General features: G+C 73.7%; 24 protein-coding genes. 12 read left to right on the top strand and 12 right to left on the bottom strand.

Annotation, left to right across the window (positions count from 1 at the left end):
* Positions 1-443 precede the first annotated feature (443 nt).
* Positions 444-2,027, bottom strand: coding sequence for an IucA/IucC family protein (locus G3I53_RS24120; RefSeq protein WP_164438761.1), 1,584 nt, complete (start codon positions 2,025-2,027; stop codon positions 444-446).
* A gap of 94 nt (positions 2,028-2,121) precedes the next feature.
* Here G3I53_RS24120 and G3I53_RS24115 point away from each other — a divergent pair, with 94 nt between their 5' ends.
* Genes G3I53_RS24115 through G3I53_RS24105 form a run of 3 tightly spaced genes read left to right on the top strand, consistent with a single transcriptional unit; the run spans position 2,122 to position 5,762 of the window.
* Positions 2,122-3,645: an IucA/IucC family siderophore biosynthesis protein gene (locus G3I53_RS24115; RefSeq protein WP_164438760.1), complete on the top strand. Its 1,524-nt coding sequence runs from the start codon at positions 2,122-2,124 to the stop codon at positions 3,643-3,645.
* Between the two features lie 45 nt (positions 3,646-3,690).
* Positions 3,691-4,962 carry a VWA domain-containing protein gene (locus G3I53_RS24110; protein ID WP_164338903.1) on the top strand — a complete coding sequence of 424 codons (1,272 nt, stop codon included), beginning with the start codon at positions 3,691-3,693 and terminating at the stop codon, positions 4,960-4,962.
* Positions 4,962-5,762 carry a hypothetical protein gene (locus tag G3I53_RS24105; protein ID WP_164438759.1) on the top strand — a complete coding sequence of 267 codons (801 nt, stop codon included), beginning with the start codon at positions 4,962-4,964 and terminating at the stop codon, positions 5,760-5,762. The genes G3I53_RS24110 and G3I53_RS24105 overlap by 1 nt, the downstream gene beginning before the upstream one ends.
* 76 nt (positions 5,763-5,838) lie before the next feature.
* Here the strand turns inward: G3I53_RS24105 and G3I53_RS24100 are convergent, their stop codons facing one another.
* From G3I53_RS24100 to G3I53_RS24085, 4 genes are all read right to left on the bottom strand, one after another.
* A complete protein-coding gene (locus G3I53_RS24100; protein WP_164337662.1) occupies positions 5,839-6,498 on the bottom strand; it encodes a response regulator transcription factor in 660 nt (219 codons plus the stop codon).
* A complete protein-coding gene (locus G3I53_RS24095) occupies positions 6,495-7,658 on the bottom strand; it encodes a histidine kinase (RefSeq protein ID WP_164337663.1) in 1,164 nt (387 codons plus the stop codon). The genes G3I53_RS24100 and G3I53_RS24095 overlap by 4 nt, the downstream gene beginning before the upstream one ends.
* Complete coding sequence (locus tag G3I53_RS24090; protein ID WP_164337664.1) at positions 7,655-8,494, bottom strand: type II CAAX endopeptidase family protein; 840 nt, start codon at positions 8,492-8,494, stop codon at positions 7,655-7,657. Before G3I53_RS24090 ends, G3I53_RS24095 begins: the two co-directional genes overlap by 4 nt.
* 207 nt (positions 8,495-8,701) lie before the next feature.
* The gene (locus G3I53_RS24085; RefSeq protein ID WP_164337665.1) at positions 8,702-9,331 is read right to left on the bottom strand and encodes a winged helix-turn-helix transcriptional regulator; all 630 of its coding nucleotides are present in this window, start codon (positions 9,329-9,331) and stop codon (positions 8,702-8,704) included.
* Between the two features lie 81 nt (positions 9,332-9,412).
* Between G3I53_RS24085 and G3I53_RS24080 the strand changes: the two genes are divergently transcribed.
* The 7 genes from G3I53_RS24080 to G3I53_RS24050 all read left to right on the top strand — a co-directional run bounded on the left by G3I53_RS24080 (position 9,413) and on the right by G3I53_RS24050 (position 14,830).
* Complete coding sequence (locus G3I53_RS24080; RefSeq protein WP_164337666.1) at positions 9,413-10,621, top strand: pyridoxal phosphate-dependent aminotransferase; 1,209 nt, start codon at positions 9,413-9,415, stop codon at positions 10,619-10,621.
* A gap of 127 nt (positions 10,622-10,748) precedes the next feature.
* The gene (locus tag G3I53_RS24075; RefSeq protein ID WP_164337667.1) at positions 10,749-11,579 is read left to right on the top strand and encodes a helix-turn-helix transcriptional regulator; all 831 of its coding nucleotides are present in this window, start codon (positions 10,749-10,751) and stop codon (positions 11,577-11,579) included.
* A complete protein-coding gene (locus G3I53_RS24070; RefSeq protein WP_164337668.1) occupies positions 11,576-11,782 on the top strand; it encodes a DUF397 domain-containing protein in 207 nt (68 codons plus the stop codon). The genes G3I53_RS24075 and G3I53_RS24070 overlap by 4 nt, the downstream gene beginning before the upstream one ends.
* Positions 11,779-12,423, top strand: a complete 645-nt coding sequence (locus tag G3I53_RS24065; protein ID WP_164438758.1) for a hypothetical protein — start codon at positions 11,779-11,781, stop codon at positions 12,421-12,423. Before G3I53_RS24070 ends, G3I53_RS24065 begins: the two co-directional genes overlap by 4 nt.
* Positions 12,424-12,484: 61 nt before the next feature.
* A complete protein-coding gene (locus G3I53_RS24060) occupies positions 12,485-12,916 on the top strand; it encodes an acyl-CoA thioesterase (RefSeq protein ID WP_164334128.1) in 432 nt (143 codons plus the stop codon).
* A 248-nt stretch (positions 12,917-13,164) separates the two neighbouring features.
* Positions 13,165-14,049, top strand: a complete 885-nt coding sequence (locus tag G3I53_RS24055; protein ID WP_164334127.1) for a lysozyme — start codon at positions 13,165-13,167, stop codon at positions 14,047-14,049.
* 106 nt (positions 14,050-14,155) lie between these two features.
* Positions 14,156-14,830, top strand: coding sequence for a peptidoglycan recognition family protein (locus G3I53_RS24050; RefSeq protein WP_164438757.1), 675 nt, complete (start codon positions 14,156-14,158; stop codon positions 14,828-14,830).
* 51 nt (positions 14,831-14,881) lie between these two features.
* Here the strand turns inward: G3I53_RS24050 and G3I53_RS24045 are convergent, their stop codons facing one another.
* From G3I53_RS24045 to G3I53_RS24015, 7 genes are all read right to left on the bottom strand, one after another.
* Positions 14,882-16,267 carry a nucleobase:cation symporter-2 family protein gene (locus tag G3I53_RS24045; RefSeq protein ID WP_164334876.1) on the bottom strand — a complete coding sequence of 462 codons (1,386 nt, stop codon included), beginning with the start codon at positions 16,265-16,267 and terminating at the stop codon, positions 14,882-14,884.
* A 320-nt stretch (positions 16,268-16,587) separates the two neighbouring features.
* A complete protein-coding gene (locus G3I53_RS24040) occupies positions 16,588-17,967 on the bottom strand; it encodes an 8-oxoguanine deaminase (RefSeq protein WP_164334874.1) in 1,380 nt (459 codons plus the stop codon).
* Positions 17,968-18,091: 124 nt separating this feature from the next.
* Positions 18,092-19,027 carry a factor-independent urate hydroxylase gene (gene pucL, locus G3I53_RS24035; protein WP_164334872.1) on the bottom strand — a complete coding sequence of 312 codons (936 nt, stop codon included), beginning with the start codon at positions 19,025-19,027 and terminating at the stop codon, positions 18,092-18,094.
* A gap of 6 nt (positions 19,028-19,033) precedes the next feature.
* Positions 19,034-19,438 carry a hydroxyisourate hydrolase gene (uraH, locus tag G3I53_RS24030; protein ID WP_164334870.1) on the bottom strand — a complete coding sequence of 135 codons (405 nt, stop codon included), beginning with the start codon at positions 19,436-19,438 and terminating at the stop codon, positions 19,034-19,036.
* Positions 19,439-19,445: 7 nt separating this feature from the next.
* Entirely contained in the window at positions 19,446-19,955 is a 510-nt protein-coding gene (gene uraD, locus G3I53_RS24025) for a 2-oxo-4-hydroxy-4-carboxy-5-ureidoimidazoline decarboxylase (protein ID WP_164334868.1), read from the bottom strand.
* A gap of 237 nt (positions 19,956-20,192) precedes the next feature.
* Complete coding sequence (locus G3I53_RS24020) at positions 20,193-20,561, bottom strand: helix-turn-helix domain-containing protein (protein WP_164334865.1); 369 nt, start codon at positions 20,559-20,561, stop codon at positions 20,193-20,195.
* Entirely contained in the window at positions 20,558-20,809 is a 252-nt protein-coding gene (locus tag G3I53_RS24015) for a hypothetical protein (protein WP_164334863.1), read from the bottom strand. Before G3I53_RS24015 ends, G3I53_RS24020 begins: the two co-directional genes overlap by 4 nt.
* 163 nt (positions 20,810-20,972) lie before the next feature.
* On the opposite strand from G3I53_RS24015, the gene G3I53_RS24010 reads away from it, so the two are divergent.
* Positions 20,973-21,830, top strand: a complete 858-nt coding sequence (locus G3I53_RS24010; protein WP_164334862.1) for a TIM barrel protein — start codon at positions 20,973-20,975, stop codon at positions 21,828-21,830.
* Between the two features lie 68 nt (positions 21,831-21,898).
* Positions 21,899-22,789 carry a 2-hydroxy-3-oxopropionate reductase gene (locus tag G3I53_RS24005; RefSeq protein WP_164334860.1) on the top strand — a complete coding sequence of 297 codons (891 nt, stop codon included), beginning with the start codon at positions 21,899-21,901 and terminating at the stop codon, positions 22,787-22,789.
* The last annotated feature ends 175 nt before the right edge of the window (positions 22,790-22,964 follow it).

Here is a 22,964-nt window from a genome sequence, read left to right as displayed (position 1 = left end):
GACGCCCGGCTCGGACAGAGCGATCACCCGGCGGTGCCGCGGCCAACGAGTCCGGCAGCGGGCCACCCGCCCTCCACCAGCCCTCCGCAGGCTGAGCCGGACAACGCGCCTGGGTCAGGCGGAGCGGTCGCCCCGCGGTGCTGCGGCCATCGGGGTCGGCAGCGAGCGGCAGCGGGTCGCGACACTCGACCCGCTCGCCGCCAGGTCAGCCGGACGCGACGCCCGGCTCGGACAGAGCGATCACCCGGCGGTGCCGCGGCCAACGAGTCCGGCAGCGGGCCACCCGCCCTCCACCAGCCCTCCGCAGGCTGAGCCGGACAGGGCGCCCGACTCAGGCAGAGCGGTCGCCCCGCGGTGCCGCGGCCATCGGATGGGGCAGCTGGCGATAACGGGCCACCGCCCTCGACCCGCTCGCCGCAGCTGAGCCGGACAACGCGCCCGGCTCAGGCGGAGCGGTCGCCCCCCGGTGTCTCGGCCATCGGGTTCGGCAGCGGGCGGTAGCGGGCGGCGGCGCCGTCGGCCCCGGTCCAGCGCAGGAGAAGGTTGGTCTTGCCGGGCAGGGTGGGTGCGGTGAGCAGGGCCGTGGCTTCCGGGAGGCCGGGGCGGGCGAGTTCGCGGCGCAGGGCGGGCCAGGGGTCGAGGCCGGGGTGGTGGTCGGCGAGGGCGGCGGCGATCTCCAGGAGGTGGTTGACGACGAGGCAGTACACCAGCCGTTCCCAGCCGGCCTCCCGGGACACCGCGGGCGGTGCGTCCTCCTCCTCGGCGGCACCCGGGCCGGCCAGCTGTTTGACGCCCTCCGCGTCCCGGAACAGGGCCTGCGCCGGACGGCCGTCGGTGTCCATGGCGACCAGGGTGTTCTGCAGGTGCGCCTCCAGGACGACGCCGTGCCGGGCGTAGGCGGCGAGCGCCGGGGGGACCACCCGGGACAGGTATGCCTCCCACCAGGCGGCGGGGTCGGGCGCGGCGGCGAGCGGGTTGCCGTCGAAGCCCTCGGCGAGGGCGGCGGCGAGGTAGGGGGTGGTGCCGGGCAGCAGGTGGCCGCGCAGCCCGTCGCGCACCACGACGGCGAGTTCCTCGTCGGCGAAGGCGGCGGTGCGGTGCCCGCGGTCGCCGAGCCAGGCCGCCGGTCCGTCGAAGGCGGCGAGGGCGGTGCGGGCGGCGGTGTCGGTCCGCTCCCTCCGGCGCAGGTCGTGGCGCCACAGCCGGCGGATGTCGTTGGTGATGCGCACGTCCAGGCTGAACTTCAGGAACAGGTCGTGCCCGGGTGCGTACAGGGTGCGGACGGCGGCCGTCGGCCAGGTGTCGAAGGCGGTGGTGCCGAGCCGGAGCAGCCGGCCGTCGGCGAACGCGGGGGCGAGCCGCCGGGCGGCCAGGTCGAGCTGCCAGGGGTGGGCGGGCAGCAGGCGGTAGCCGGGGGGCGGGGTGCCGAGGAGGTCGAGGGCGGAGGTGTCGCCGTCGTCGACGACGGTGTCCTCGCGCAGGCCGAGCAGCGTCAGCGGGAAGCGGGCGTGGGCCTCGGGCGCGTAGGGCAGCCAGGCCGCGGCGGGGCCGCCGCCGCGGGCCTTGGGCGCGGGGTGGTGGGTGTGGCCGGTGACGAGGGCCTGCTCGGAGCGCAGGTAGGGGTCGTCGGGCGGGGCGGCGCGGGCGCGGGCGGCGAGGAGGGCGGCCACGACGTCCCGGCTGTCGGTCATCTCGCCGGGCAGTTCGTGGTTGGGGACGCCGGTGTGGCGGCGCAGTTCCTCGGCGGTGAGCTTGACCAGTTCGGCGTGGCCGATGCGCTGCCAGCGGCCCGCGGTGCGCACCTCGGGGTCGGTGGGCCGCCGGGTGCCGCGCACGCGCAGCAGACGCCCCAGACCGGGCAGCCGGTAGATGCGGTGCCGGCCGGTGTCCGCGACCGGCCGGGCCACCTCGCGCAGCAGGCAGTTCAGCAGCGGGACGGCCGCGTACGCGTCGGCGCGCCGGGCGAGGGCTCGGCGGTGTGCCGCGTCGTCGTCTGCGGGCAGGGGAAGGAGGTCCACGCGTTCCACTGTTTCCCTACGGTCTGTCCGGGCGGTGACGATCAGTATGTCTGCCGTTGTCCGCCCGTTCGTGCCGTTCCGGTCGTACCCCGAGGAGCCGCCCGTGCACCGTTCCCCCTCCGCGGAGGCCGAAATCGGCGAGGAACTGGCCGCGGTGCGGCCGGGGCTCTCGGCGCGCTACGCGGACGCCCTCCCGGGTGCCCGCGCGGCCGTGCTGACCCGGCTGTGGCGCGGTCTGGTCCATGATCCGCTGCCGTGGGTGGCCGGCCGCGAGGCGGGCCCGGAGGGGGTCGTGCTGCGGCTGGCGGACGGCCGGTGCCTGCGCGGCCCGGTGGCCGATCCGTATGCGACGGGCGACGGTGTCACGGCCGTCGGGCTGGACGGGCGGGAGCATGCCGATCCGGCGCGGCTGGTGGCGGAGCTGGCCGTGCCCCGGTCGGCCGCCTTCGCCGGGGAGCTCGGGCACAGTGTCGCGTCGCTGGCGCTGTCGCGGGCGGCGAACCCGGACGTCGCGGGGCGGCCCGTTCACCCGAAGGAGTGGCCGGTACGGGACTGGGAGTGGGAGCAGCGGGTGGTGGACGGGCATCCCTTCCACCCCTCCTGCCGGTCCCGGCCGGGACTGTCCGTGGCCGAGCAGCTCGCCTACGGGCCCGAGCACCGGCCGGTCGTGGGCCTGGGCCTGCTGCCCGTGCCCGTCGGGGAGTGCCTGCTGGCCGGGGACTGGCCCGGGTGGCTGCGCGACGGGGGGCGGGTGCTGCTCCCGGTGCATCCCTGGCAGGAGGCGCACGTGCTGAAGCGGGCGGGCGGACAGCGGCTGGCGGCGCATCCGCTGATGGCGCTGCGCACCCTGGCGCTGCCCGGCGGGCCGCATGTGAAGACGTCGCTGACCGCGCGGCTCACGTCGTCGGTGCGGGACATCTCGCTGGGTTCGGTCGCCGCGTCGCGGACCCTGTCGGAGCTGGGGGAGACGGTGGCGGCGCGCACGGACGGGCTGCTGCACGTCACCCGCACTTTGGGCGCGGTGGCCGCGGGGTCCCCGGACCTGGCGGCCGTGCTGCGCGAGTCGCCGCAGGAGTACGCGGGCGCCGGGGAGCGGGTGGTGCCGGTGGCGGCGCTGGCGACGACGGGGCTGCCCGGTGTGCCGGGCTGGCCGGCCCGGCTGGCGCGGCTGGCGCTGGCGGTGGGGCTGCGGCTGCTGGAGCTGGGGGTGGCGCTGGAGGCGCACGGCCAGAACCTGCTGGTGGTGCTGTCGCCGTCCGGGGAGCCGCGGCGGCTGGTCTACCGCGATCTGGCGGACATCCGGGTCTCCCCCGCGCGGCTGGCCCGGCACGGTATCCGGGTTCCGGACCTGCCGGCGCGGGTCGTCACCGACGACGAACGGGCGCTGCGGCGCAAGCTGTTCGGCTCGCTGGTGGCCGGTGCGCTGGCGGGGACGGTGGGGTCCGGCCCGGGCCTGCGGGCCGCCCTGGAGCCGGCGGTGCGGGAGCTTCCGCGCACCGGGGAGCTGGCCGGCCTGTGCGGCGGGCCGGTGCCCGCGAAGGCGCTGACGCTGATGCGGCTGTCGCCGGGCGGGGCCGGGGACCGGTGGACGGAACTGCCCAATCCGCTGGAAGTCGCACGGTTCTGACGGCTCGTTTTGGAGGGCGGCAGCCGTCGTCCATAGGATCCCCCGATGATCACAAGAAAACGGCCGGTGGCAGGCGCCTGCGCGCTGCTCGCCGCCCTGGCGGCCGGGCTGGTGTTCCCGGCCGGGGCGGCCGCCGGTGAACCGGCGGGCGGGGACGCGCCCAAGGTCAACCTGCTCCTCGACGTGAGCGGCTCGATGCGCGCCAAGGACATCGACGGGCAGTCCCGGATGGCGGCGGCGAAGCAGGCCTTCAACGAGGTGCTGGACGCGACGCCAGAGGAGGTCGAGCTCGGCATCCGCACGCTCGGCGCGGACTACGCGGGCGACGACCGCAAGGAGGGCTGCAAGGACACCGCGCAGCTCTACCCGGTCGGCCCGCTGGACCGCACCGAGGCCAAGACGGCGGTGGCCACGCTCACCCCGACCGGCTGGACGCCGATCGGGCCGGCCCTGCTGCAGGCCGCCGACGACCTCGACGGCGGCAACGGCTCCAAGCGGATCGTCCTGATCAGCGACGGCGAGGACACCTGCGCCCCGCTCGACCCGTGCGAGGTGGCCCGGGAGATCGCCGCGAAGGGCATCGGGCTGACCATCGACACGCTGGGCCTGGTGCCGAACGCGAAGCTGAGCCGCCAGCTCAGCTGCATCGCGGAGGCGACCGGCGGGACGTACACCTCCGTCGAGCACCAGGACGAACTGACCGACCGGGTCAACGAGTTGGTGGACCGGGCGGCCGAGCCGGTGGTGACGCCGGTGGCCACCGAGGGCGGCGACCGCTGTGCGCAGGCCCCCACCCTGAAGTCCGGCCTGTACACCGACCGCGCGGAGTTCGGCCGGCAGCGCTGGTACCGCGTGGACGTGCTGCCCGGCCAGGAACTGCGCGCCTCGGTGAGCGTGGCGGCGGACCGCGCGGTGCGCCCCGACTACGGCGTGCTGATGCGCGCGGTCACGGTGCACGGCCGGGAGATCGTGCGCGGTGAGGCGACGGGCAACGGCCGCACCGACGTGCTGTCCACCGGGCTGCGCCACCCCGAGCCCGAGCGGGACGACGACGGCGACGAACCGGCCGCCGAGGCCGTGTGCCTGGCGGTGACCACCTCCTTCTCCCCCGGTGCCGGGGTGAAGACCACGCCCGGTCTGCCGCTGGAGCTGACCGTCGACGTCGTCGACGGCCCCGGCGCGGCGTCCGACGTCGCCTCCTTCGGCCTGGGCCGCGGCTGGTGGCTGCTCGGCGCCCTGGCCGTCACCGGCTTCCTCGCCGGTCTGCTCTGGGGCTGGCTGTCCCGCTGGCGGTTCGCTGTCTGGAGGACCCACTGATGCGCGCCCTACGTGTGCTGAGCACCGCACTGCTGGCGCTCGGGCTGGCGGTGGCCCCCGCCGCGGCCGACTCCTCGCCCTCGCCGGAGGCGTCCGGGGACGGCGCGGGCCCCACCCGCGCGGGCACGTCGTTCCGTACCGCGACGGAGGTCGAGCAGGGTCAGACCGCCACCGCGCGCGCCTCGACGGGTGACTACCTGTACTGGTCGTTCCCGGCGGACGCGGGGCAGCGCCCCACCGTGAAGGCGACGGTGAAGCTGCCCGAGACGCACGCCGCCGAGACCTGGCAGGTCGACGTGTACGACGGTCTGCGCCGCCGCCAGGCCTGCCAGTACGGGGCGCAGACCCGCACGGCGGCCGCCGACGCCCCCTCGGTGGAGCTGACCTGCGTGCTGCGCACGGTCCGCGCCTGGTCGGAGCCGTGGGCCAACGACCCGCTGCCGGGCACGTACTACGTCCGGCTGACGGCGCTGCGCATCTCGGCGGCCGATCTCGGCCAGGCGGTGAACGCCGAACTGCGCGTCGAGTCCAAGGACATGGGCGGCGCGGCGGCGGTCGACGGCTCGCTGTCCGAGCCGCTGGTACCGGGCGTCGCCGCCCGCGCCGAGGCGGAGGAGGACGACGCGTCGTCCGCCGTCCTGGCGGCCCTGGAGCCGGAGGACGGCTGGGCCTCCGGCTGGTGGTCCGACCGCTGGGTGTGGACCGCGGCAGGCGGCGCCCTGGCCGCCCTCGCGGGCGTCGCCGGCTACCGCCTGACCCGCGGCCCGGGCCGCCCGTCCCGGGTGCCGCCGGGCGCCTGACACCCGCAACTCACCCCAGGGAGGCCCGCCTTGTGCGGGCCTCCCGCGTGTCGCGAGACGGTCACGGCCGCGGGCGCTAGCTCACCAGCCCGTGCCGGTACGCGTACACCACCGCCTGGACGCGGTCGCGGAGGCCCAGCTTGGTGAGGATGCGGGAGACGAAGGTCTTGACGGTCTCCTGGCTGATGACGAGGGCCGCGGCGATCTCGCTGTTGGAGCGGCCGTCCGCGATCAGGCGGAGGACCTCCAGTTCGCGGGGGGTGAGCGGGGTGTCCTGGGCGCTGCCCCCGGCGGGCCGGATGCGGGCGGCGTAGTGGCCGACGAGGCGGCGCGTCACCTCCGGGTCCAGCAGGGCGGCGCCCGTGGCCACGGTGCGGATGCCGTGCAGGAGGCGGTCCGGTGGGGCGTCCTTGAGGAGGAAGCCGCTGGCCCCGGCCCGCAGTGCCTCGTAGACGTACTCGTCGAGGTTGAAGGTGGTGACCACGAGCACCTTCACGGGGTGTTCGACCCCGGCGCCGGCCAGCAGCCGGGTGGCCTCGATGCCGTCCAGGACCGGCATGCGCACGTCCATGACGACGACGTCCGGGCGGAGCCGCCCGGCCAGCTCGACCGCGGTGCGCCCGTCACCGCACTCCCCGGCCACGGCCATGTCGGGCTGCGCGTCGATGATGGTCGACAGGCCGGTGCGGATGAGGGCCTGGTCGTCGCAGACCAGGACCCGGACCGGCGCGGTCACGCCGGGGTTCCCACGGGTATCCGCGCCCGGACGAGGAAGCCGCCGTCGTCGCGACGGCCGGCCTCGAAGTCGCCGCCCAGGACGCCGACCCGTTCGCGCAGGCCCGCCAGGCCCCGTCCGCTGCCGCCGGGGGACGCCGCCCGGGAACCGGTGCCGTCCGTGCCGACCTCCACCGTGATCTCCCTCCCTCCGTGGCGCACCAGGACCGAGGTCCGGCCGCCGTGGTCGTACTTGAGCGCGTTCGTCAGGGCCTCCTGCACGACACGGTAGGCGACGAGGTCGGCGCTGCCGGTCGAATCCGGTGGCGTGCCCTCCTCCGTCAGTTCGACGCGCTGTCCGGCCCGCCGGGTCTGCTCGACGAGCGTGAGCACCCGGCCGACGGGGGGCGTCCGGTCGTCCCGGCTGCCGGTGCCGTACTCGGGGTTGAGCAGGTCGAGCAGGTGCCGCAGGTCGGTGAGGGCCCGTCGGCCCGTGTCGCTGACGGTGGTGAGGGCCTGGTCGAGGCGGTCGGGCGAGGCGGTCAGGTACCGGGCCGCCTCGGTCTGCACGACCATCGCGGTCACGTGATGGGTCACCACGTCGTGGAGTTCGCGGGCGATCCGGGTGCGCTCCGCGGTGCGGGCGTCCTCGGCGACCCGGCGGCGCCGCTCGGCCTCGGCGGCGCGGGCGGAGCGCATCCACGCGCCGATGCCCCAGGCGAGGGCCAGCGCCAGGTAGAACGTCACGTACTCCGCCACGGGTTCGCCGGGCCCGCTCCGGTCGATCACGAACGCCAGCGCCACGTACGCCACGGAGGCGGCCACCATGGCGGTGCGGCGGAACCGCTCCACGTACGAGCCGGCGCTGACCAGCGCGACCGGCAGGGCGATACTGGCGAAGAGGTGGTAGCCGCGCAGTTGGTCGAGGGCGAAGCCGCAGGACACCAGGGCGAGGCAGACGAGGGGCCACCGCCGGCGCGTGGCGAGCGGAAGGCTCTGCAGCACGGCCGCGACGACGGCGAGCGCGTCGGCGGGGCGGGTCGGCACACCGCCGAACTCGGTGCCGTTGCCCTGGAAGCCGGGCAGGGCCGAGGCCACGAGGATGAGGATCCCGAAGGGGAGGTCCCGGGCGGTGACGTCCAGACGGCGCCACAGCTCCGGGACACGTCGACGGTCGATCACTGGGGCAGTGTAGTCGCGGAGTCGCGGCGGGCCGCCCGGCGGGCACCGAAGGGGACGACGTTCCCGCGCCGGTGCGCCAGCCAGAGGAAGACCAGGGTCAGCATGACTCCGAAGCCCACCGAGTACACGCTGCCCTCGGGCCCGAACGCGCCGCCGGTGAGCAGTTCCGGCCCCGACGTCGTGGCGTCCAGGAGGCCCTCGCTGGCGCCGTTGCCGGAGACCTCGGTGCTGAAGACGCCGGCCGCGGCGAAGTTCCAGCCGAAGTGCACGCCGATCGCGAGCCATAGGCTGCGGGTGGCGGCGTACACGGCGGCGAGCATGAATCCGGCCTCGATCGCGATGGCCAGGGCGCCCCAGAGGGTGGCGTTCTCGTTGAACAGGTGCGAGAGGCCGAACACGACACCGGTCAGGCCCATGGCCGCGTAGGTGCCGATGTGTTCCTCGACGATCCGGAACAGCACGCCCCGGTAGACCACTTCCTCGGTCGCCGCGGCGGCGGCCATGAAGCCGAGGAGCCCCACCGCGCCGGTCACCGAGCCGAGGCCGTCGATGTCGTAGTGCCCGGAGGTGTAGAGGTTCACGATGACGGCCGTGAACATCCCGCCGCCGATCAGGATGCCCCAGGCGGTCCGGGACGCGGCGCCCTTGCGGGCCACGTCCGTGGCGGGCCGGTGCTCGGTCCGCCGCACCACCCACGCGTAGACGAGGACGATCAGGGCGGCGGACGCGAGACCGAGGACGAGCGTGAGCCACTCGTTGTCGCGCACCGCGTTGACGGCGGCGCCGCTCAGTGCGTACACCACCACGATGGTCAGGAACTGCCGGACGAACCGCATGAGCACCCCTCTGCCGGGCCGCGACCGGTGTGTCGCGGGCTGCAACAGGACGCTACGGAAACGGCGTTCGGCGATCGTCACCTCACGGTGGACACCTCGCGGTAGCTCGCACGGGGGACAGGAACGGGGCCGTCCCTCCGGAGGGGGAACGACCCTCCGGAGCCCTGACGGACCCTCGGGGACCGTCCGGGACTCCGGCCCCGTCCGTCACGCCTCCCGCAGGCGTTTGGCGAGCGGGCCGTCGCCGTCGACCGCGACCCGTCCGGCGCGGACCCCCTCGGCGAGGGGGAGTTCCCCCCGGCCGACGGCCGTGCAGGTGTCGGTGTCCAGCGACAGGACCGCGTCGGGCTCCTGGCCGGCCGGGCCGTCGCCGTAGACGGGACCGTCGCCGGCTCCCGCCCTCAGGTGGAACACCCCTTCGTCCAGCCGGACTTCGACCAGGCCCGTCTCCCCCTCGAGGGCCCGCAGCAGGGGCAGCGCGAACCAGTGCGCGCGCACCGCGTCGGTGGGCCCCCGCTCCCCCAGCCCGGCCTCGCCCCAGGTGCCGAGGGCCTGCAGGACGGGCAGCAACGCGCTTCCGCGGCCGGTGAGTTCGTAGACGTAGGCGGCACCGGGCGGCGGCAGCCGGCGGCGGGTCGCGAGGCCGTCGCGCTCCATGTCCTTCAGCCGCGAGGCCAGGACGTCCGTGCTGACCCCGGGCAGGTCGGCGTGCAGGTCGGTGTAGCGCCGCGGACCGGCGAGCAGCTCCCGGACGATCAGCAGGGTCCAGCGGTCGCCGACGGTGTCGAGGGCGCGCGCGACGGAACAGTACTGGTCGTAGCTTCGGCGAGGTGGCATGCGACGCAGTCTAGACATGTTGTTGGACTTTCCAAGCGTCCACTTGGTAAAACCAAGTAACACGAGAAACCGGAGGGGCGCATGGAGTTCCGGCAGTCCAGCAAGCTCAGCGAGGTCTGTTACGAGATCCGCGGGCCGGTCATCGAGCACGCCAACGCGCTGGAGGAGGCGGGCCACAGCGTGCTGCGCCTCAACACCGGCAACCCGGCCCTGTTCGGCTTCGAGGCGCCGGAGGAGATCCTCCAGGACATGATCCGGATGCTCCCGCAGGCCCACGGCTACACCGACTCCCGCGGCATCCTCTCCGCCCGCCGCGCGGTCGCCCAGCGTTACCAGACCCTCGGCCTGGAGGTCGACGTCGACGACGTCTTCCTGGGCAACGGCGTCTCCGAGCTGGTCTCCATGGCGGTGCAGGCCCTGCTGGAGGACGGCGACGAAGTCCTCGTCCCCGCGCCGGACTTCCCCCTGTGGACCGCCGTCACCAACCTCGCGGGCGGCAAGGCCGTGCACTACCTGTGCGACGAGCAGGCCGACTGGTACCCGGACCTCGACGACATGGCCGCGAAGATCACCGACCGTACTCGGGCCGTCGTCATCATCAACCCCAACAACCCGACCGGCGCCGTCTATCCGAAGGAGGTCGTCGAGGGCATCCTCGACCTGGCCCGCCGGCACGGGCTGATGGTGTTCGCCGACGAGATCTACGACCAGATCCTCTACGACGACGCCGTGCACCACTCGGCCGCCGCCCTCGCCCCCGACCTGGTGGTCCTCACCTTCTGCGGACTGTCCAAGACCTACCGCGTGGCGGGCTTCCGCAGCGGCTGGCTGGTGGTCACCGGCCCCAAGCAGCACGCCAAGGACTACCTGGAGGGCCTCACCATGCTGGCCTCCATGCGCCTGTGCGCCAACGCCCCCGCGCAGTACGCGATCCAGGCCGCGCTCGGCGGCCGGCAGTCCATCCGCGACCTCACCGCACCCGGCGGCAGGCTGCGCGAACAGCGGGACGTGGCCTGGGAGAAGCTCAACGAGATCCCCGGCGTGAGCTGCGTGAAGCCCAAGGGCGCGCTGTACGCCTTCCCCCGCCTGGACCCCGAGGTGCACCGGATCCACGACGACGAGAAGTTCGACCTGGACCTGCTCCTGCGGGAGAAGATCCAGGTGGTCCAGGGCACCGGCTTCAACTGGCCCTCCCCCGACCACTTCCGCATCCTCACCCTCCCCCACGCCGACGACCTGGAAGCGGCGATCGGCCGGATCGGGCGGTTCCTCAGCGGCTACCGACAGTAGCCGCACCCGCGCCCCAGGCTTCGTCCGGACGCCCCACGAGCCTGTCCGGGCCTGTCCGGGCCGCCCCGCGTGACGTGCGGCACCGGCGGCTGGTTGGACACGGGGCGGCAGACGGAGGTGTGGGGACATGAGCGTGGAACCGTACGGCGCGGACGAGGAGTCGGCGGCCGTCCTGCGGACGGTCGGGCGGATCATCAAGATGTGCCGGGAGCGGGAGGGCCTGACGCAGGCCGGCCTCGGTGCGCAGATCGGGTACAGCGAGGAGCAGGTGTCCTCCGTGGAACGGGGGCGGCGTGCCCCGGTGGAGTCGTTCCTGGAGGCGGCGGACCGGGCCCTGGGGGCGGCGGGCCTGATCTCGGGCCTCAAGGCGGACGTGGCGAAGGCCAGGTTCCCTAAGAAGGTCCGGGACCTGGCCAAGCTGGAGGCGGAGGCGGTGGAGGTCTGCGCCTACGCGAATCACGTCGTGCACGGCCTGCTCCAGACGCCGGAGTACACCCGCGCCCTCTACGGCATGCGTCGGCCTCCGTACGCCGAGGAAGAGGTCGATGAGCTGGTGGAGGCCCGTCTGGCGCGTCAGGACATCCTCACGCGCCGGCCCGCTCCGGTCTTCGGCTTCGTCCAGGAAGAGGTGACGCTGCGCCGCCCGCTCGGAGGCAGAATGGTGATGCGGCAGCAGTTGGAACACTTGTTGGAGGTCGGCCGTCGGCGCAACGTGGAAATCCAGGTGCTGCCCACGGACCGCGACGACCATGCGGGGCTCGCGGGAGCGTTCCAGCTGTTGCGACTGAAGGAGGGGATCACGGTGGGGCACGTCGAAGTCCAGCTGCTCAACCGGCTGATCCCGGACCCCAAGGAGATCCAGACCCTCGAAATCCGCTATGGCATCATCCGGGCCCAGGCGCTCACGCCCCGTGAGTCGCTGGCCTTCATCGAGAAAGTGCTGGGAGAGACACCATGACCCACCGCCCGTCCGCGGACGGTTCCGCGCTGGAGTGGTTCAAGAGCAGCTACAGCACGAACGACGGCCCGGAGTGCGTCGAGATCGCCACCACCCCCACCACCGTCCACGTCCGCGACTCGAAGCACATACCCGGCCCGCACCTCACCTTCTCCCCCACCCAGTGGGCCGCCTTCCTGCCCTACGCCCGCGGAGACCGATGACCCGTCCGCCCACCGCCGCCCAGCGTCGTCTCATCGAGGCCGCCGATCCCGTGACGGGGCGGCTGACGGGGACGGACGCGCAGCTCGCGGCGCTGATGAAGCGGGGGCTGGCCTTCCGGCACCCGCGGCCTCCGCACGACCACTTCCTGACGCCCGCCGGGCACCGGGTGCGGGAGGCAGAGCCCGAGCCGGACGTGCCGGAGACCCGGGCGGCGGCGCCCGCCGCGTCCGCCTCCGGGGTGTTCGCCGCGCGCGTGGGCGGTGAGGACCCGTCACCCGCTGCCGGGCCGGCCCGGCTCCGGGAGGTGCGGGGTGCCTGGCAGGGCCTGCTGGAGCTGCGCCGGATGACCAACCCCGACGGTGCGACGGACCGGCCGTGCGGCTGGGAGCGTGGGCATCTGGTGCAGGCCGCCGCGCTGGCCCTGGAGGCCGCCGGGCACCGCCCGGCCGGCCCGGACGGCGGGGGCGGCTACCGGGTGCGGGAGACACCGCAGCCGGAGGCGGTCGCCGTGTACGCGCCGGACGACGCGGAGCTGCGGGCCTGCGCGGCCGCCCTGGAGGGGGCGGGCTGGCAGGCCGGGGAGTACACGGAGCCGAGGACGCGGACGCGTTACGTGCTGGCCTCCCCGCGCCGGGTGTGACGGGCGTGTCAGGATCGGCGGGTCGGGCCACCGTCCGCAGCGTCATGAAGGGGACCACGCAGTGAGCGAGCCGAGGGAGCCGTTCTCCGTCCGGGTGACCGTGCGCGGGTACGAGACGGACACGCAGGGCCACCTGAACCAGGCCGTGTATCTGAACTACGCCGAGCACGCGCGCTGGTCGCTGCTCCAGGCGGCCGGGATCAGCCAGTCCGGGCTGATCGCGCAGGGTGTGGGGCCGGTCGCCCTGGAGACCACGATCCGGTACCGCCGCGAGCTGCTCGCCGGGGACGAGGTCGACGTGAGCTGCGCCTTCGGCTGGGGCGGCGGCAGGACGTTCACCATCGAGCAGAAGCTGACGAAGGCCGACGGGACGGTGGCGGCGGAGCTGACCGGGGTCGGCGGGGTGCTGGACCTCGAACGGCGCAGGCTGGTGCCGGACCCGGCGGCGGTCTTCCGTCAACTGGCCACCGATCCGGGGCTGTTCGGGCTGTAGTACGGGAGAGGCGAGCGGGGCTCAGCTTTCACCCGCTGAAAGTTTCCGCCGCCCGGTTCCCGAGTTTCCAGGCCATCCGCTCCTACAGTGGACCAGACCACCAGAGAGGAACGACAACTCTTTACAGGCCCGGAATCTACGTGCGTAACTAATGACGCGCGCACGTCAAACGGACGTATCTGCCCAGGTGGCAGCGGCCGACGTCACCTCCTTCGCTCATCCCCACATGTGTCAGGAGGCAGCCCCCCATGTTCTCTGTCCCCCGCTCCACGACCGGCCCCACCAGACGGACCGTCACCGCCCTCGGCGTCGTCGGCGCCGCCCTCGCCCTGACGGCCACCGCCATCGGCGGCGCGAGCGCCGCACCGCAGCCCGACCGTGACCGGGTGACCGTCGAACCCGGCGAGGCGTACATGGGTGTCGGCACCCGCATCCACGAGGGCATCCCGGCCGGCGAGCCGTCGATGGGCGTCCTGGCGCCGACCGACGGCGTGCAGGGCATCGACGTCTCGCACTGGCAGGGCGCCATCAACTGGACCTCGGTGCGCAACGCCGGGATCCAGTTCGCCTGGATGAAGGCGACCGAAGGCACCGGCTACAAGGACTCCAGCTTCAACACCAACTACCCGGCGGCCCACCGCGCGGGCGTGATCCGCGGCGCCTACCACTTCGCGCGCCCGAACCTCTCCAACGGCGCCACCCAGGCGAACTACTTCGTCAACAACGGCGGCGGCTGGTCCCGGGACAACCTCACCCTGCCGGGTGTGCTGGACATCGAGCACAACCCGTACGGGGCGATGTGCTACGGCCTGTCGACCACCCAGATGCGCACCTGGATCAACGACTTCTACACCGCCTACAAGTCGCGGACCGGCCGCGACGTGGTGATCTACACGACCGCGGGCTGGTGGAACACCTGCACCGGCAACTGGACGGGCATGTCCGCCAAGAGCCCGCTGTGGGTGGCGCACTGGACCTCCGCGTCGTCCCCGACCATCCCCAGCGGGTTCCCCACCTGGACGGTCTGGCAGTACACCAGCACCGGATCGGTGAGCGGCGTGTCCGGAAACGTGGACCGCAACAAGTTCAACGGCTCCCGCGACCGGCTCCTGGCCCTCGCCAACAACACGTGACGCCGTAGTCCCGTCACGTACGCGATCACGCGGTGGAGCCGGCGGCCCTGCGCCCCGGCTCCGCCGTCTTCCCCCCACCCTCTCCCCCCTCGAACGAGGAGTGATCGTGCATCCCCAGCCCTCTTCCCGGCCGTCCTCTCCCCGGCGCCGGCTCCTGCTCGCCGGCGCGGCCGGACTGGCCGCCGTGGCCGCCCTGCCGGGCACCGCCCGGGCCCGTGGCGCCGCGGCCGTCGAGCCGGACATCGACTCCACCGCCGCCTGGAACGCGCGCGCCCCGAAGGGCACCATCAGCGTCCTGCAGTACCGGCCGAGCCGGATCGTCGTCCACCACACGGCGAGCACCAACTCCACGGACCACTCCCGGGGTCAGGCGCACGCGCACGCCCACTGGGTCCAGGACCTGCACCTGGACAAGAACGCCTGGGCGGACACCGGCTACCACTTCCTGGTGAGCCGGGGAGGCTGGATCACCGAGGGACGGCACGGCAGCCTCCAGGCACTGCGCGGCGGCCGCACCTTCGTGCTCGGCGCCCACACGTCCGGGCAGAACGACCAGGCCGTCGGCATCGCGAACGAGGGTTCCTACCACGCGGGCGCCGTGCCGCCGGACGCCCAGTGGGACGTGCTGGTGGCGCTGTGCGCGTACACCTGCGCGCAGTACGGCATCCCGTCCGCGCAGATCTACGGCCACAAGGACTACGGCACGACCCTCTGTCCGGGCGTGTACCACGACATGCTGCCCCGGCTGCGCGAGGAAGTGGCGGCGGCCCGCGGGGCCTGACACCGCCGGGCGCGGCGGCCGGGGCGTGCCCCCGGCCGCCGCGCCGGCCCGTCAGGGCGTGGCCGGGGCGCCGGTCGTCGTGATCTCCTCGCCCGGCTCCATCGGGTGGGTGACCTCCGCGGCCCGGCCGCCGCCGGTGCCGAGGTGGTTGAAGACGACGTTCAGCAGGACCGCCACCACACAGCCCGTGGAGATGCCGGAGTCGAGGACGATCCGGGCGGTCTCGGGGAAGGAGTGGTAGAACTCCGGCGCGCTGATCGGGATGATGCCGACGGCCAGGGAGACGGCCACGATCAGCACGTTGTTGTCCTTGTCGAGCCCCGCCCTGACCAGGGTCTGGATGCCGCTGGCCGCGACCGAGCCGAACAGCACCACGCCCGCGCCGCCGAGCACCGGGCGGGGTACGACGGCGATCAGCGAGGCGGCCACCGGGCAGAGACCCATCAGGACGAGGAACCCGCCGCCGACCGCGACGACGTACCGGCTGCGGATCCGCGTCATCGCGACCAGGCCGATGTTCTGGGCGAAGGCGCTGCACATGAAGCCGTTGAACAGCGGGCTGAGGGCGGAGCCCAGCGTGTCGGCGCGCAGCCCGGCCGCGATGGTCCGCTCGTCCGCCGGGCGTTCGACGATCTCGCCCAGGGCCAGCATGTCGGCGGTCGACTCGGTCATCGAGACCACCATCACCACGCACAGCGAGAGGATCGCGGCGAGCTGGAACTGCGGTGCGCCGAAGTGGAACGGTGCCGGGAAGCCGACGACGTCGGCCTGGGCGACCGGGGAGAAGTCGGTGACGCCGAACGGGATCGCGAGCAGCGTGCCGGCCACCATGCCGAGCAGGATGGCGATCTGCTTGACGAAGCCGCGGGTGAAGCGGCGCAGCAGCAGCACGATGACGAGGGTGCCGGCGGCGAGCGCCAGGTTGGTGGCCGAGCCGAAGTCGCCGGCCGACGGGTCGGCTCCCTGCGCCCAGCCGAACGCGACGGGCAGCAGGGAGACGCCTATCAGGGTGATGACGGTGCCGGTGACGACGGGCGGGAAGAAGCGGACGGCCTTGCTGAAGAAGGGCGCCGCGAGGAAGCCGAGGAGTCCGGCGACGATCACGGCTCCGAAGATGACCGGCAGGGCGTCGTCCTTGTCGTCGGTGGCGGCGACGATCGCGGTCATCGGGGCGACGCCGGCGAAGGTCACGCCGTTGACGAAGGGCAGCCGGGCGCCGATCCGCCAGATGCCGAGGGTCTGCAGGAGGGTGGCGAGGCCCGCCGTGAACAGGCAGGCCCCGGTGAGGAAGGTGAGGTCGGCGCCGGTCAGGCCGATGGCCGCGCCGACGATCAGGGGCGGGGCGACGACGCCCGCGTACATGGCGGCCACGTGCTGCAGGCCGGTCGTCGCCATCTTCAGCGCGGGCAGCTTCTCGTCGACGGGGTGGTCGGCCACTGCGGTTCTCCTCCGGTCGGTTACACGGCAGCGGTGGGTGCTGCCGCGGGTGTCAAGGAGGTGGTGCGGGGCGTGCGGTCGCTGCGTGCGGGCAGGGGGCACCTCCCGCTCGGGTCGCGGCCGAGCGGGCGGGCCGGCGGGGAGGAACCGGGGGGGGACGGAGGAAGCAGTGGGAGGTGGTGGGAGGTGGTGGGGGCCGTCTCCGGGGTCCGCGCGTCTGCGCGCGCCCCGGAGACGGCCGCCGCGGACCCGCGGGTCCGCGGTCTCCGGCCGGGAGCCGTCCCTCCCGGCCGGAGACATCCGGGGTGTTCGCCCGTGGCTCAGTCCCCGGCGGCGATCCGGGCCAGACGCTGCGCCTCGGCCCGGGTGTCGCGGGCGATCGCGTCCTCGTCGACGGTGAGCAGCCGCCCGTCCTCGACGATCTGACGGCCGTGCACGAAGGACGCGGTGACCGGGGCCGCCGCGCCGAGGACCAGGGCGGCGACCGGGTCGGCGATGGAGGCGTGGGCGAGGGTGTCCATCCGCCACAGCACCAGGTCGGCCAGCTTGCCGGGCTCCAGGGAGCCGATGTCGTCCGCCCGGCCGAGGACCCGGGCCCCGCCGTGGGTGCCCAGCCGCAGGGCCTGACGGGCGGTCAGGGCGGCCTCGCGGTGGGCGCCGAGGCGGTTGACGAGCAGGGCGTTGCGCAGTTCGGTGTGCAGTTCGCCGGACTCGTTGGAGGCGGTGCCGTCCACGCCGAGGCCCACCGGCACGCCGGCCGCGAGCAGGTCGGGGACGCGGGCGATGCCGGCCGCGAGACGGGCGTTGGAGGAGGGGCAGTGGGCGACGCCGGTCCCGGTGCGGGCGAAGGCGGCGATGTCGGAGTCGTTCATGTGGACGCAGTGCGCCATCCACACGTCCTCGCCGAGCCAGCCGGTGGACTCGAAGTAGTCCGTCGGGCCCATCCCGAACAGCTCGTGGCAGAACTTCTCCTCCTCCACGGTCTCCGAGCCGTGGGTGTGCAGGCGCACGCCGAGCCGGCGGGCCAGCTCCGCTCCCTGCCGCAGCAGTTCGGTGGAGACGGAGAACGGCGAGCAGGGCGCGACGGCGACCTGGGTCATCGCGTCGGAGGAGGGGTCGTGGTGGCGGCGGACCGTCTCCTCGGTGGCGGCGAGCGCGCCGTCGAGGGTCTCGACCGCGAAGTCCGGGGGGAGCCCGCCGTCCTTCTCGCTGCGGTCCATGGAGCCGCGCGCCAGCGTGAAGCGGACGCCCGTCTCCCGGGCGGCGCCGATGATGGCGCCGGACAGGTCGCCGGTGCCGCGCGGGAAGACGTAGTGGTGGTCCATGGCGGTGGTCACGCCGCCGCGGGCCATCATCGCGAGCGAGCCGCGGGCCGCCGCGCGCACCATCGGCTCGTCGATGCGCGCCCAGGTCGGGTAGAGGGCGACCAGCCAGTCGAAGAGGTTGTGGTCGGTGGCCAGGCCCCGGGTGATCCACTGGTAGAAGTGGTGGTGGGTGTTGACCAGGCCGGGGGTCGCCAGGTGGCCGGTGGCGTCGATCCGGCGGACGACGTTCTCCAGGCCCTCGGGGGCCGGTCCCGCGCCGACCGACTCGATGCGGTGGCCGGCGAGGACGAGGTGGCCGGAGGCGTGTTCGGTGTCCTGGCCGTCGACGGTCGCGATCGCCGCGTTCTCGATGACGATGCGCTGGACTGCTGCCATGGTGCGTCCTTTTCACGTACGGAGGGCGGGCACGGCAGGACCCTGGGGTGGTTTGAGTGCCGTGGCCGGGGAGGCGCGGTGGTGCGCCGGGTTCCCCGGCCGCGGGTGCCGAAATGCGGTGCGGTCAGAGGTTGGTGAGGTCGACCGGTATGAGCGCCTCGCAGCCCTCGCGCAGCACGGTGGCCTCGATCAGGCCGTAGGGGCGGTCGGAGGCGAAGTACACGGCCGAGTCGGCGGTGTCGTTCTTCAGCCCGAAGGGCTCCAGGTCCACCAGGAAGTGGTGGCTGTTGGGCAGGGAGAAGCGGATCTCGTCGATCTCGTCGCGCTGTTCCACGATGCGGGCGCCCATCTCGTAGAGCGTCTGCTGCAGGGAGAGCGAGTAGGTCTCGGCGAACGCCTCCAGCAGGTGCCGCCGGGTCTCGGCGTAGGACTCCTCCCAGTCGGGCATCGGCCGGGCGTCGTCGGTCCAGTTGAACCGCCAGCGGGCGGAGACGGAGGTGGCGAGGATGCGGTCGCGGGTCTCCTTCAGCGTGGTGTAGCGGTCCTTGACGTAGCCCCAGAACTCCGAGTCGGTGGAGTTCAGCACCGTCAGGTCCGTCAGGCCCGAGACGACCTCCCAGCGCTCGCCGTCGTAGGTGACCTGGGTGAGGCGGGTCTCCTGGCCCTTGCGGACGAAGGAGTGCTCGCCGCGGTCGGTGCCGGGGGCGGCGATCCGCTCCCAGGCGTACTCCTCGACGCGGATGCGGGCCCGGTGGATGGGCTCCTGCGAGGTGACGAAGTGGCGGGCGAGGTGGACGGCGAACTGCTCGGCCGACTCGATGCCGTGTTCCTTGGCGAAGGCGAAGACGGTGTTCTTGGTGGTGTCGGTCGGCAGGACGTGGGCGTTGGAGCCGGAGTAGTGGACGTCGTCCATGTCGCCGGAGAGGGCGACGGACACGTTGAGGTCCTTGATGTGGTGGGTGCTGCCGTCCCGGGTGATCCGGACGACGCGGTTCTCCGCCTTGCCGTACTGGTTCTGTCCCAGGACGGCGGGGCGGGCGGGTCGGGAAGTGGCGGCCATGGTCTGCTAGCTCCCTCGGTAAACGGAGTAGCCGAACGGGCTGAGCAGCAGCGGAACGTGGTAGTGCTCGCCCGGCACGACGGCGAACGTGATCGCCACCTCCGGGAAGAACACGGCCGGTCCGCTGTCCCGGTGCGCGGGGGCGTCCTGCTGCGCGACGGCTTGCTTCTTCGCGTGCTGTTCGAAGTACGGTTCGACGGCGAAGCCGAGCCGTACGTGGGTGGTTCCCTCCGGCAGGGCCGGGAGGTCCTTGCACCGGCCGTCCGCGTCGGTGGCGGAGCCGCCGAGCTCCTGCCACCGCGCCTCCCGCCCGGCTCGGGCGGCGAGGTGGACGGCGACGCCCGCGGCGGGGCGGCCGGCGCTGGTGTCCAGGATGTGCGTGGACACGGAAGCGGTGGTGGTGGTGCTCATGGCTGTGTCAGTCCTCCGCGACGAGTCGGGCCAGTCGGATGCGGTTGATCTTCGCCAGTTCGGCGCGGACGGTCTCCCGCTCCTTCTCGGGCGGGTTGCCGATCCGTTCCCGGACCGCGTCCCGCATCTGCTCGCCGGTCAGGCCGGTGGCGCAGATGAGGAACACATGCCCGAACCTCTCCTGGTAGGCCAGGTTCAGCTCCAGCATCTCCGCCTTGAGCGCGGCGGAGGCGGCGGACATGCCCGCCTGTTCGCGGGTGGAAGCCGGATCGCCCGGCTCGGGGCGGCCTATCGGGGGGTGTGCGGCCATCGCCTCGGCGAGGTCCGCCGCCGTCAGGTCGGCCATGGCGGCGTCGGAGGCGGCGTACAGGTCCTCGGCGGTGGCGTAGGGGCGGGCGGCGAGCAGCTGCCCGGCCCATGCCGTGGAGGCGCACGCCTCCAGGAGTGCGGCGCGGGCCGCGCTCTCGTCGAGGGTGTTGAACCGGGCCAGACCCTGCGGCGTGTCGGTGGACGTCACGGGAGCCTCTCGGGGGCCGCGCACGGCCGTGGTGCCGAACGCGGGCATCGTGCGGAACGGGCGGGGCGCCGGACCGGTGGATGCCGGGCCGGCGTGCCGACAGTGAACGCCGCCACACACGGCACGTCAACAGTTTGTTGAAAATTCGCGGGGCGGACGGCCGGCCGCCGGGCCGCGGTCACACCGCGAACGCGCTGGTCGGACGGTCCGGAGAGGGTTCCGGAAGGCTTCCGCGCCTCAGGAGCCCTTCTCGCGGTTCAGGTAGTTGTAGACGGTGAAGCGGCTGACGCCGAGCGCGCTCGCCACCGTCTCCACGCCGTGCCGCACCGCGAAGGCGCCGCGCGCCTCCAGCCCGCGCACGATCTCCTGCTTGGCCTTGCGGTCCAGTTCCGCGAGCGGCCGGCCCCGGCGGCGTTCGAGGGCGGCCAGGATGTGGTCGAGGGAGTCGGCGAGCTGGGGCAGGCGCACGGCGACGGCGTCGGCGCCCTGCCAGGCCAGCACGACGTCGTCCGGTCCGGCCTCGTCCGGCGGCAGCAGCTCCCCGCCGATGGCGTCGACCAGCGGCTTGACGGCCGCGATGAACGGCTCCTCCCCCGCGCCGCTCACGCCTCGTCCTCCCCGATCACGTTGACCTGGAGCGAGACCCGGGTGGCGCCCGCGGCGAGGGTGCGGCGCAGCAGGGCGTCGACGGCGCCGAGCACGTCGTCGGCACCGCCCTCCACGGTGTTGCCGAACGGCCCGACGTCGACCGCGTCCAGCTGCGCCGCCTCGACGGTCTCCCGGGCCACCACGGCGTGCCGCGGGGCCTCGTCGAGGTCGAAGGGCTCGGTCGTGAACTCCACTCTCAATCGCACGCGCTCAACCTAACCCGCACCGGGGATCCGGGGCCCCCAGGGCGGCGGGGAATGCCCCGCACCCCGCCGCCCCCTCTTGACAACCACGGACCACCGACGGCAATCTTCCAATGTGCAGAAAACAACTTCCGCATAGTGGAATTCACGGAAGGGAGCGGCCCCGATGCCGGGTTTCGACCGGAGCACAGCCGCCGACCAGCGCTTCAGCGTCAACCTGTCGATGCTGTTCACCGAACTCCCGCTCCTGGAGCGCCCCGCGGCGGCAGCCCGGGCCGGGTTCACCGCGGTGGAAATGTGGTGGCCCTGGACCGGCACCCCCACCCCGGAGCGGTCCGAGCTCGACGCGCTGCGCACGGCGATCGAGGACGCCGGTGTCCGCCTCACCGGCCTGAACTTCTACGCCGGCCGACTGCCCGGCCCCGACCGCGGCGCCCTGTCGGTGCCCGGTGAGGAGTCCGAGCGGTTCCGCGCCAACGTCGACGTGGCCGCCGGCTTCGCCGGCTCCCTCGGCTGCACGGCCCTGAACGCGCTGTACGGCAACCGCGCCGACGGCGTGGACCCGGCCGGGCAGGACGCGCTCGCGCTGGACAACCTCGCCCTCGCGGCCCGGGCCGCCGACCGGATCGGCGCGGTCCTGCTGATCGAGGCGCTCAACGCGCCGGAGTCGCCGCGGTACCCGCTGGTCTCCGCGCCCGCCGCCGTCGAGGTGGTCGAGAAGGTCAACGCCGCGACCGGGCTGGACAACGCCCGGTTCCTGATGGACCTGTACCACCTGGCGATGAACGGCGAGGACCTCCCGGCGGTGATCGACCGGTACACCGCCCTGACCGGACACGTACAGATCGCCGACAGCCCCGGACGCGGCGCCCCCGGCACCGGTTCGCTGCCGCTGGCCGACCTGCTCGGACGGCTGACGAGGGCGGGCTACACGGGCCTGGTCGGCCTGGAGTACAAGCCCGGCGGCCCCACGAGCGACCGGTCCTTCGACTGGCTCCCGCCCGAGGCGCGCGCCGCCCGCTGAACACCCCCGGGCACCGGCGGCGTCGCCCGCGGCCGGACGAGAGCCCACGCACTGAGAGAGGCACCCCTATGAGCACGCTTCCCAAGGTCGCCTGGATCGGACTCGGCATCATGGGCTCCCCCATGTCCGAGAACCTGGTCAAGGCGGGCTACCAGGTCACCGGATACACCCTGGAGCAGGCGAAACTCGACCGTCTGACCGCCGCCGGCGGCACCGCGGCCGGCTCGGTCGCCGAGGCGGTCCGCGAGGCGGACGTCGTCGTCACCATGGTGCCCGCCTCCCCGCAGGTCGAGGCCGTCGCGTACGGCCCCGACGGCATCCTGGAGAACGCGCGCCCCGGCACGCTGCTGATCGACATGTCCTCGATCACCCCGCAGACCTCGGTCGACCTGGCCGCCGCCGGGCGGGAGAAGGGCATCCGGGTGCTCGACGCCCCGGTGTCCGGCGGGGAGGCCGGGGCGATCGAGGCGGTGCTGTCCATCATGGTCGGCGGTGAACAGGCCGACTTCGACGAGGCCCGGCCGCTCTTCGACACGCTCGGCAGGACCGTCGTGCTGTGCGGCCCGCACGGCTCCGGCCAGACCGTGAAGGCCGCCAACCAGCTCATCGTCGCCGTCAACATCCAGGCGTGCGCCGAGGCCGTGGTCTTCCTGGAGAGGTCCGGCGTGGACCTGAAGGCCGCGCTGGACGTGCTCAACGGCGGGCTGGCCGGCTCCACCGTCCTGACCCGCAAGAAGGACAACTTCCTGGCCCGCGACTTCGCGCCGGGCTTCCGCATCGACCTGCACCACAAGGACATGGGCATCGTCACCGACGCCGCCCGCACCGTCGGTGCCGCGCTGCCCGTCGGCGCGGTCGTCGCCCAGCTGGTGGCGAGCCTGCGGGCGCAGGGCGACGGCGGCCTGGACCACTCCGCCCTGCTGCGCGCGGTCGAGCGGCTGTCCGGCACGGCGGCCTGACGCCGCGCCCTCCCGGCCTCCGGGCGGTGCCGGTGCCGACACCTGTTTCGTCGCGCCAAGGCACCGGCACCGCCCGGATCCCCACCCCCACCCCCCGCCCGTTCCACCGGAACGGCACACGAGCTCGCGTACGGCCCCTGACGGGAGGTCGGGACCGTACGCGCGGCCCGCGCGG

Source organism: Streptomyces sp. SID14436, assembly GCF_010548465.1.
Lineage (GTDB): Bacteria > Actinomycetota > Actinomycetes > Streptomycetales > Streptomycetaceae > Streptomyces.
This window is presented reverse-complemented; position numbering and strand designations above follow the sequence as displayed.

What these genes read in the sequence shown, in the direction of transcription:
- G3I53_RS24110 (WP_164338903.1), top strand. Translation starts at nt 3,691, where the DNA reads ATGATCACAAGAAAACGGCCGGTGGCAGGCGCCTGCGCGCTGCTCGCC.
- G3I53_RS24105 (WP_164438759.1), top strand. Translation starts at nt 4,962, where the DNA reads ATGCGCGCCCTACGTGTGCTGAGCACCGCACTGCTGGCGCTCGGGCTG.
- G3I53_RS24090 (WP_164337664.1), bottom strand. Translation starts at nt 8,494, where the DNA reads ATGCGGTTCGTCCGGCAGTTCCTGACCATCGTGGTGGTGTACGCACTG.
- G3I53_RS24085 (WP_164337665.1), bottom strand. Translation starts at nt 9,331, where the DNA reads ATGCCACCTCGCCGAAGCTACGACCAGTACTGTTCCGTCGCGCGCGCC.
- G3I53_RS24080 (WP_164337666.1), top strand. Translation starts at nt 9,413, where the DNA reads ATGGAGTTCCGGCAGTCCAGCAAGCTCAGCGAGGTCTGTTACGAGATC.
- G3I53_RS24075 (WP_164337667.1), top strand. Translation starts at nt 10,749, where the DNA reads ATGAGCGTGGAACCGTACGGCGCGGACGAGGAGTCGGCGGCCGTCCTG.
- G3I53_RS24070 (WP_164337668.1), top strand. Translation starts at nt 11,576, where the DNA reads ATGACCCACCGCCCGTCCGCGGACGGTTCCGCGCTGGAGTGGTTCAAG.
- G3I53_RS24065 (WP_164438758.1), top strand. Translation starts at nt 11,779, where the DNA reads ATGACCCGTCCGCCCACCGCCGCCCAGCGTCGTCTCATCGAGGCCGCC.
- G3I53_RS24055 (WP_164334127.1), top strand. Translation starts at nt 13,165, where the DNA reads ATGTTCTCTGTCCCCCGCTCCACGACCGGCCCCACCAGACGGACCGTC.
- G3I53_RS24040 (WP_164334874.1), bottom strand. Translation starts at nt 17,967, where the DNA reads ATGGCAGCAGTCCAGCGCATCGTCATCGAGAACGCGGCGATCGCGACC.
- pucL (WP_164334872.1), bottom strand. Translation starts at nt 19,027, where the DNA reads ATGGCCGCCACTTCCCGACCCGCCCGCCCCGCCGTCCTGGGACAGAAC.
- uraH (WP_164334870.1), bottom strand. Translation starts at nt 19,438, where the DNA reads ATGAGCACCACCACCACCGCTTCCGTGTCCACGCACATCCTGGACACC.
- G3I53_RS24010 (WP_164334862.1), top strand. Translation starts at nt 20,973, where the DNA reads ATGCCGGGTTTCGACCGGAGCACAGCCGCCGACCAGCGCTTCAGCGTC.
- G3I53_RS24005 (WP_164334860.1), top strand. Translation starts at nt 21,899, where the DNA reads ATGAGCACGCTTCCCAAGGTCGCCTGGATCGGACTCGGCATCATGGGC.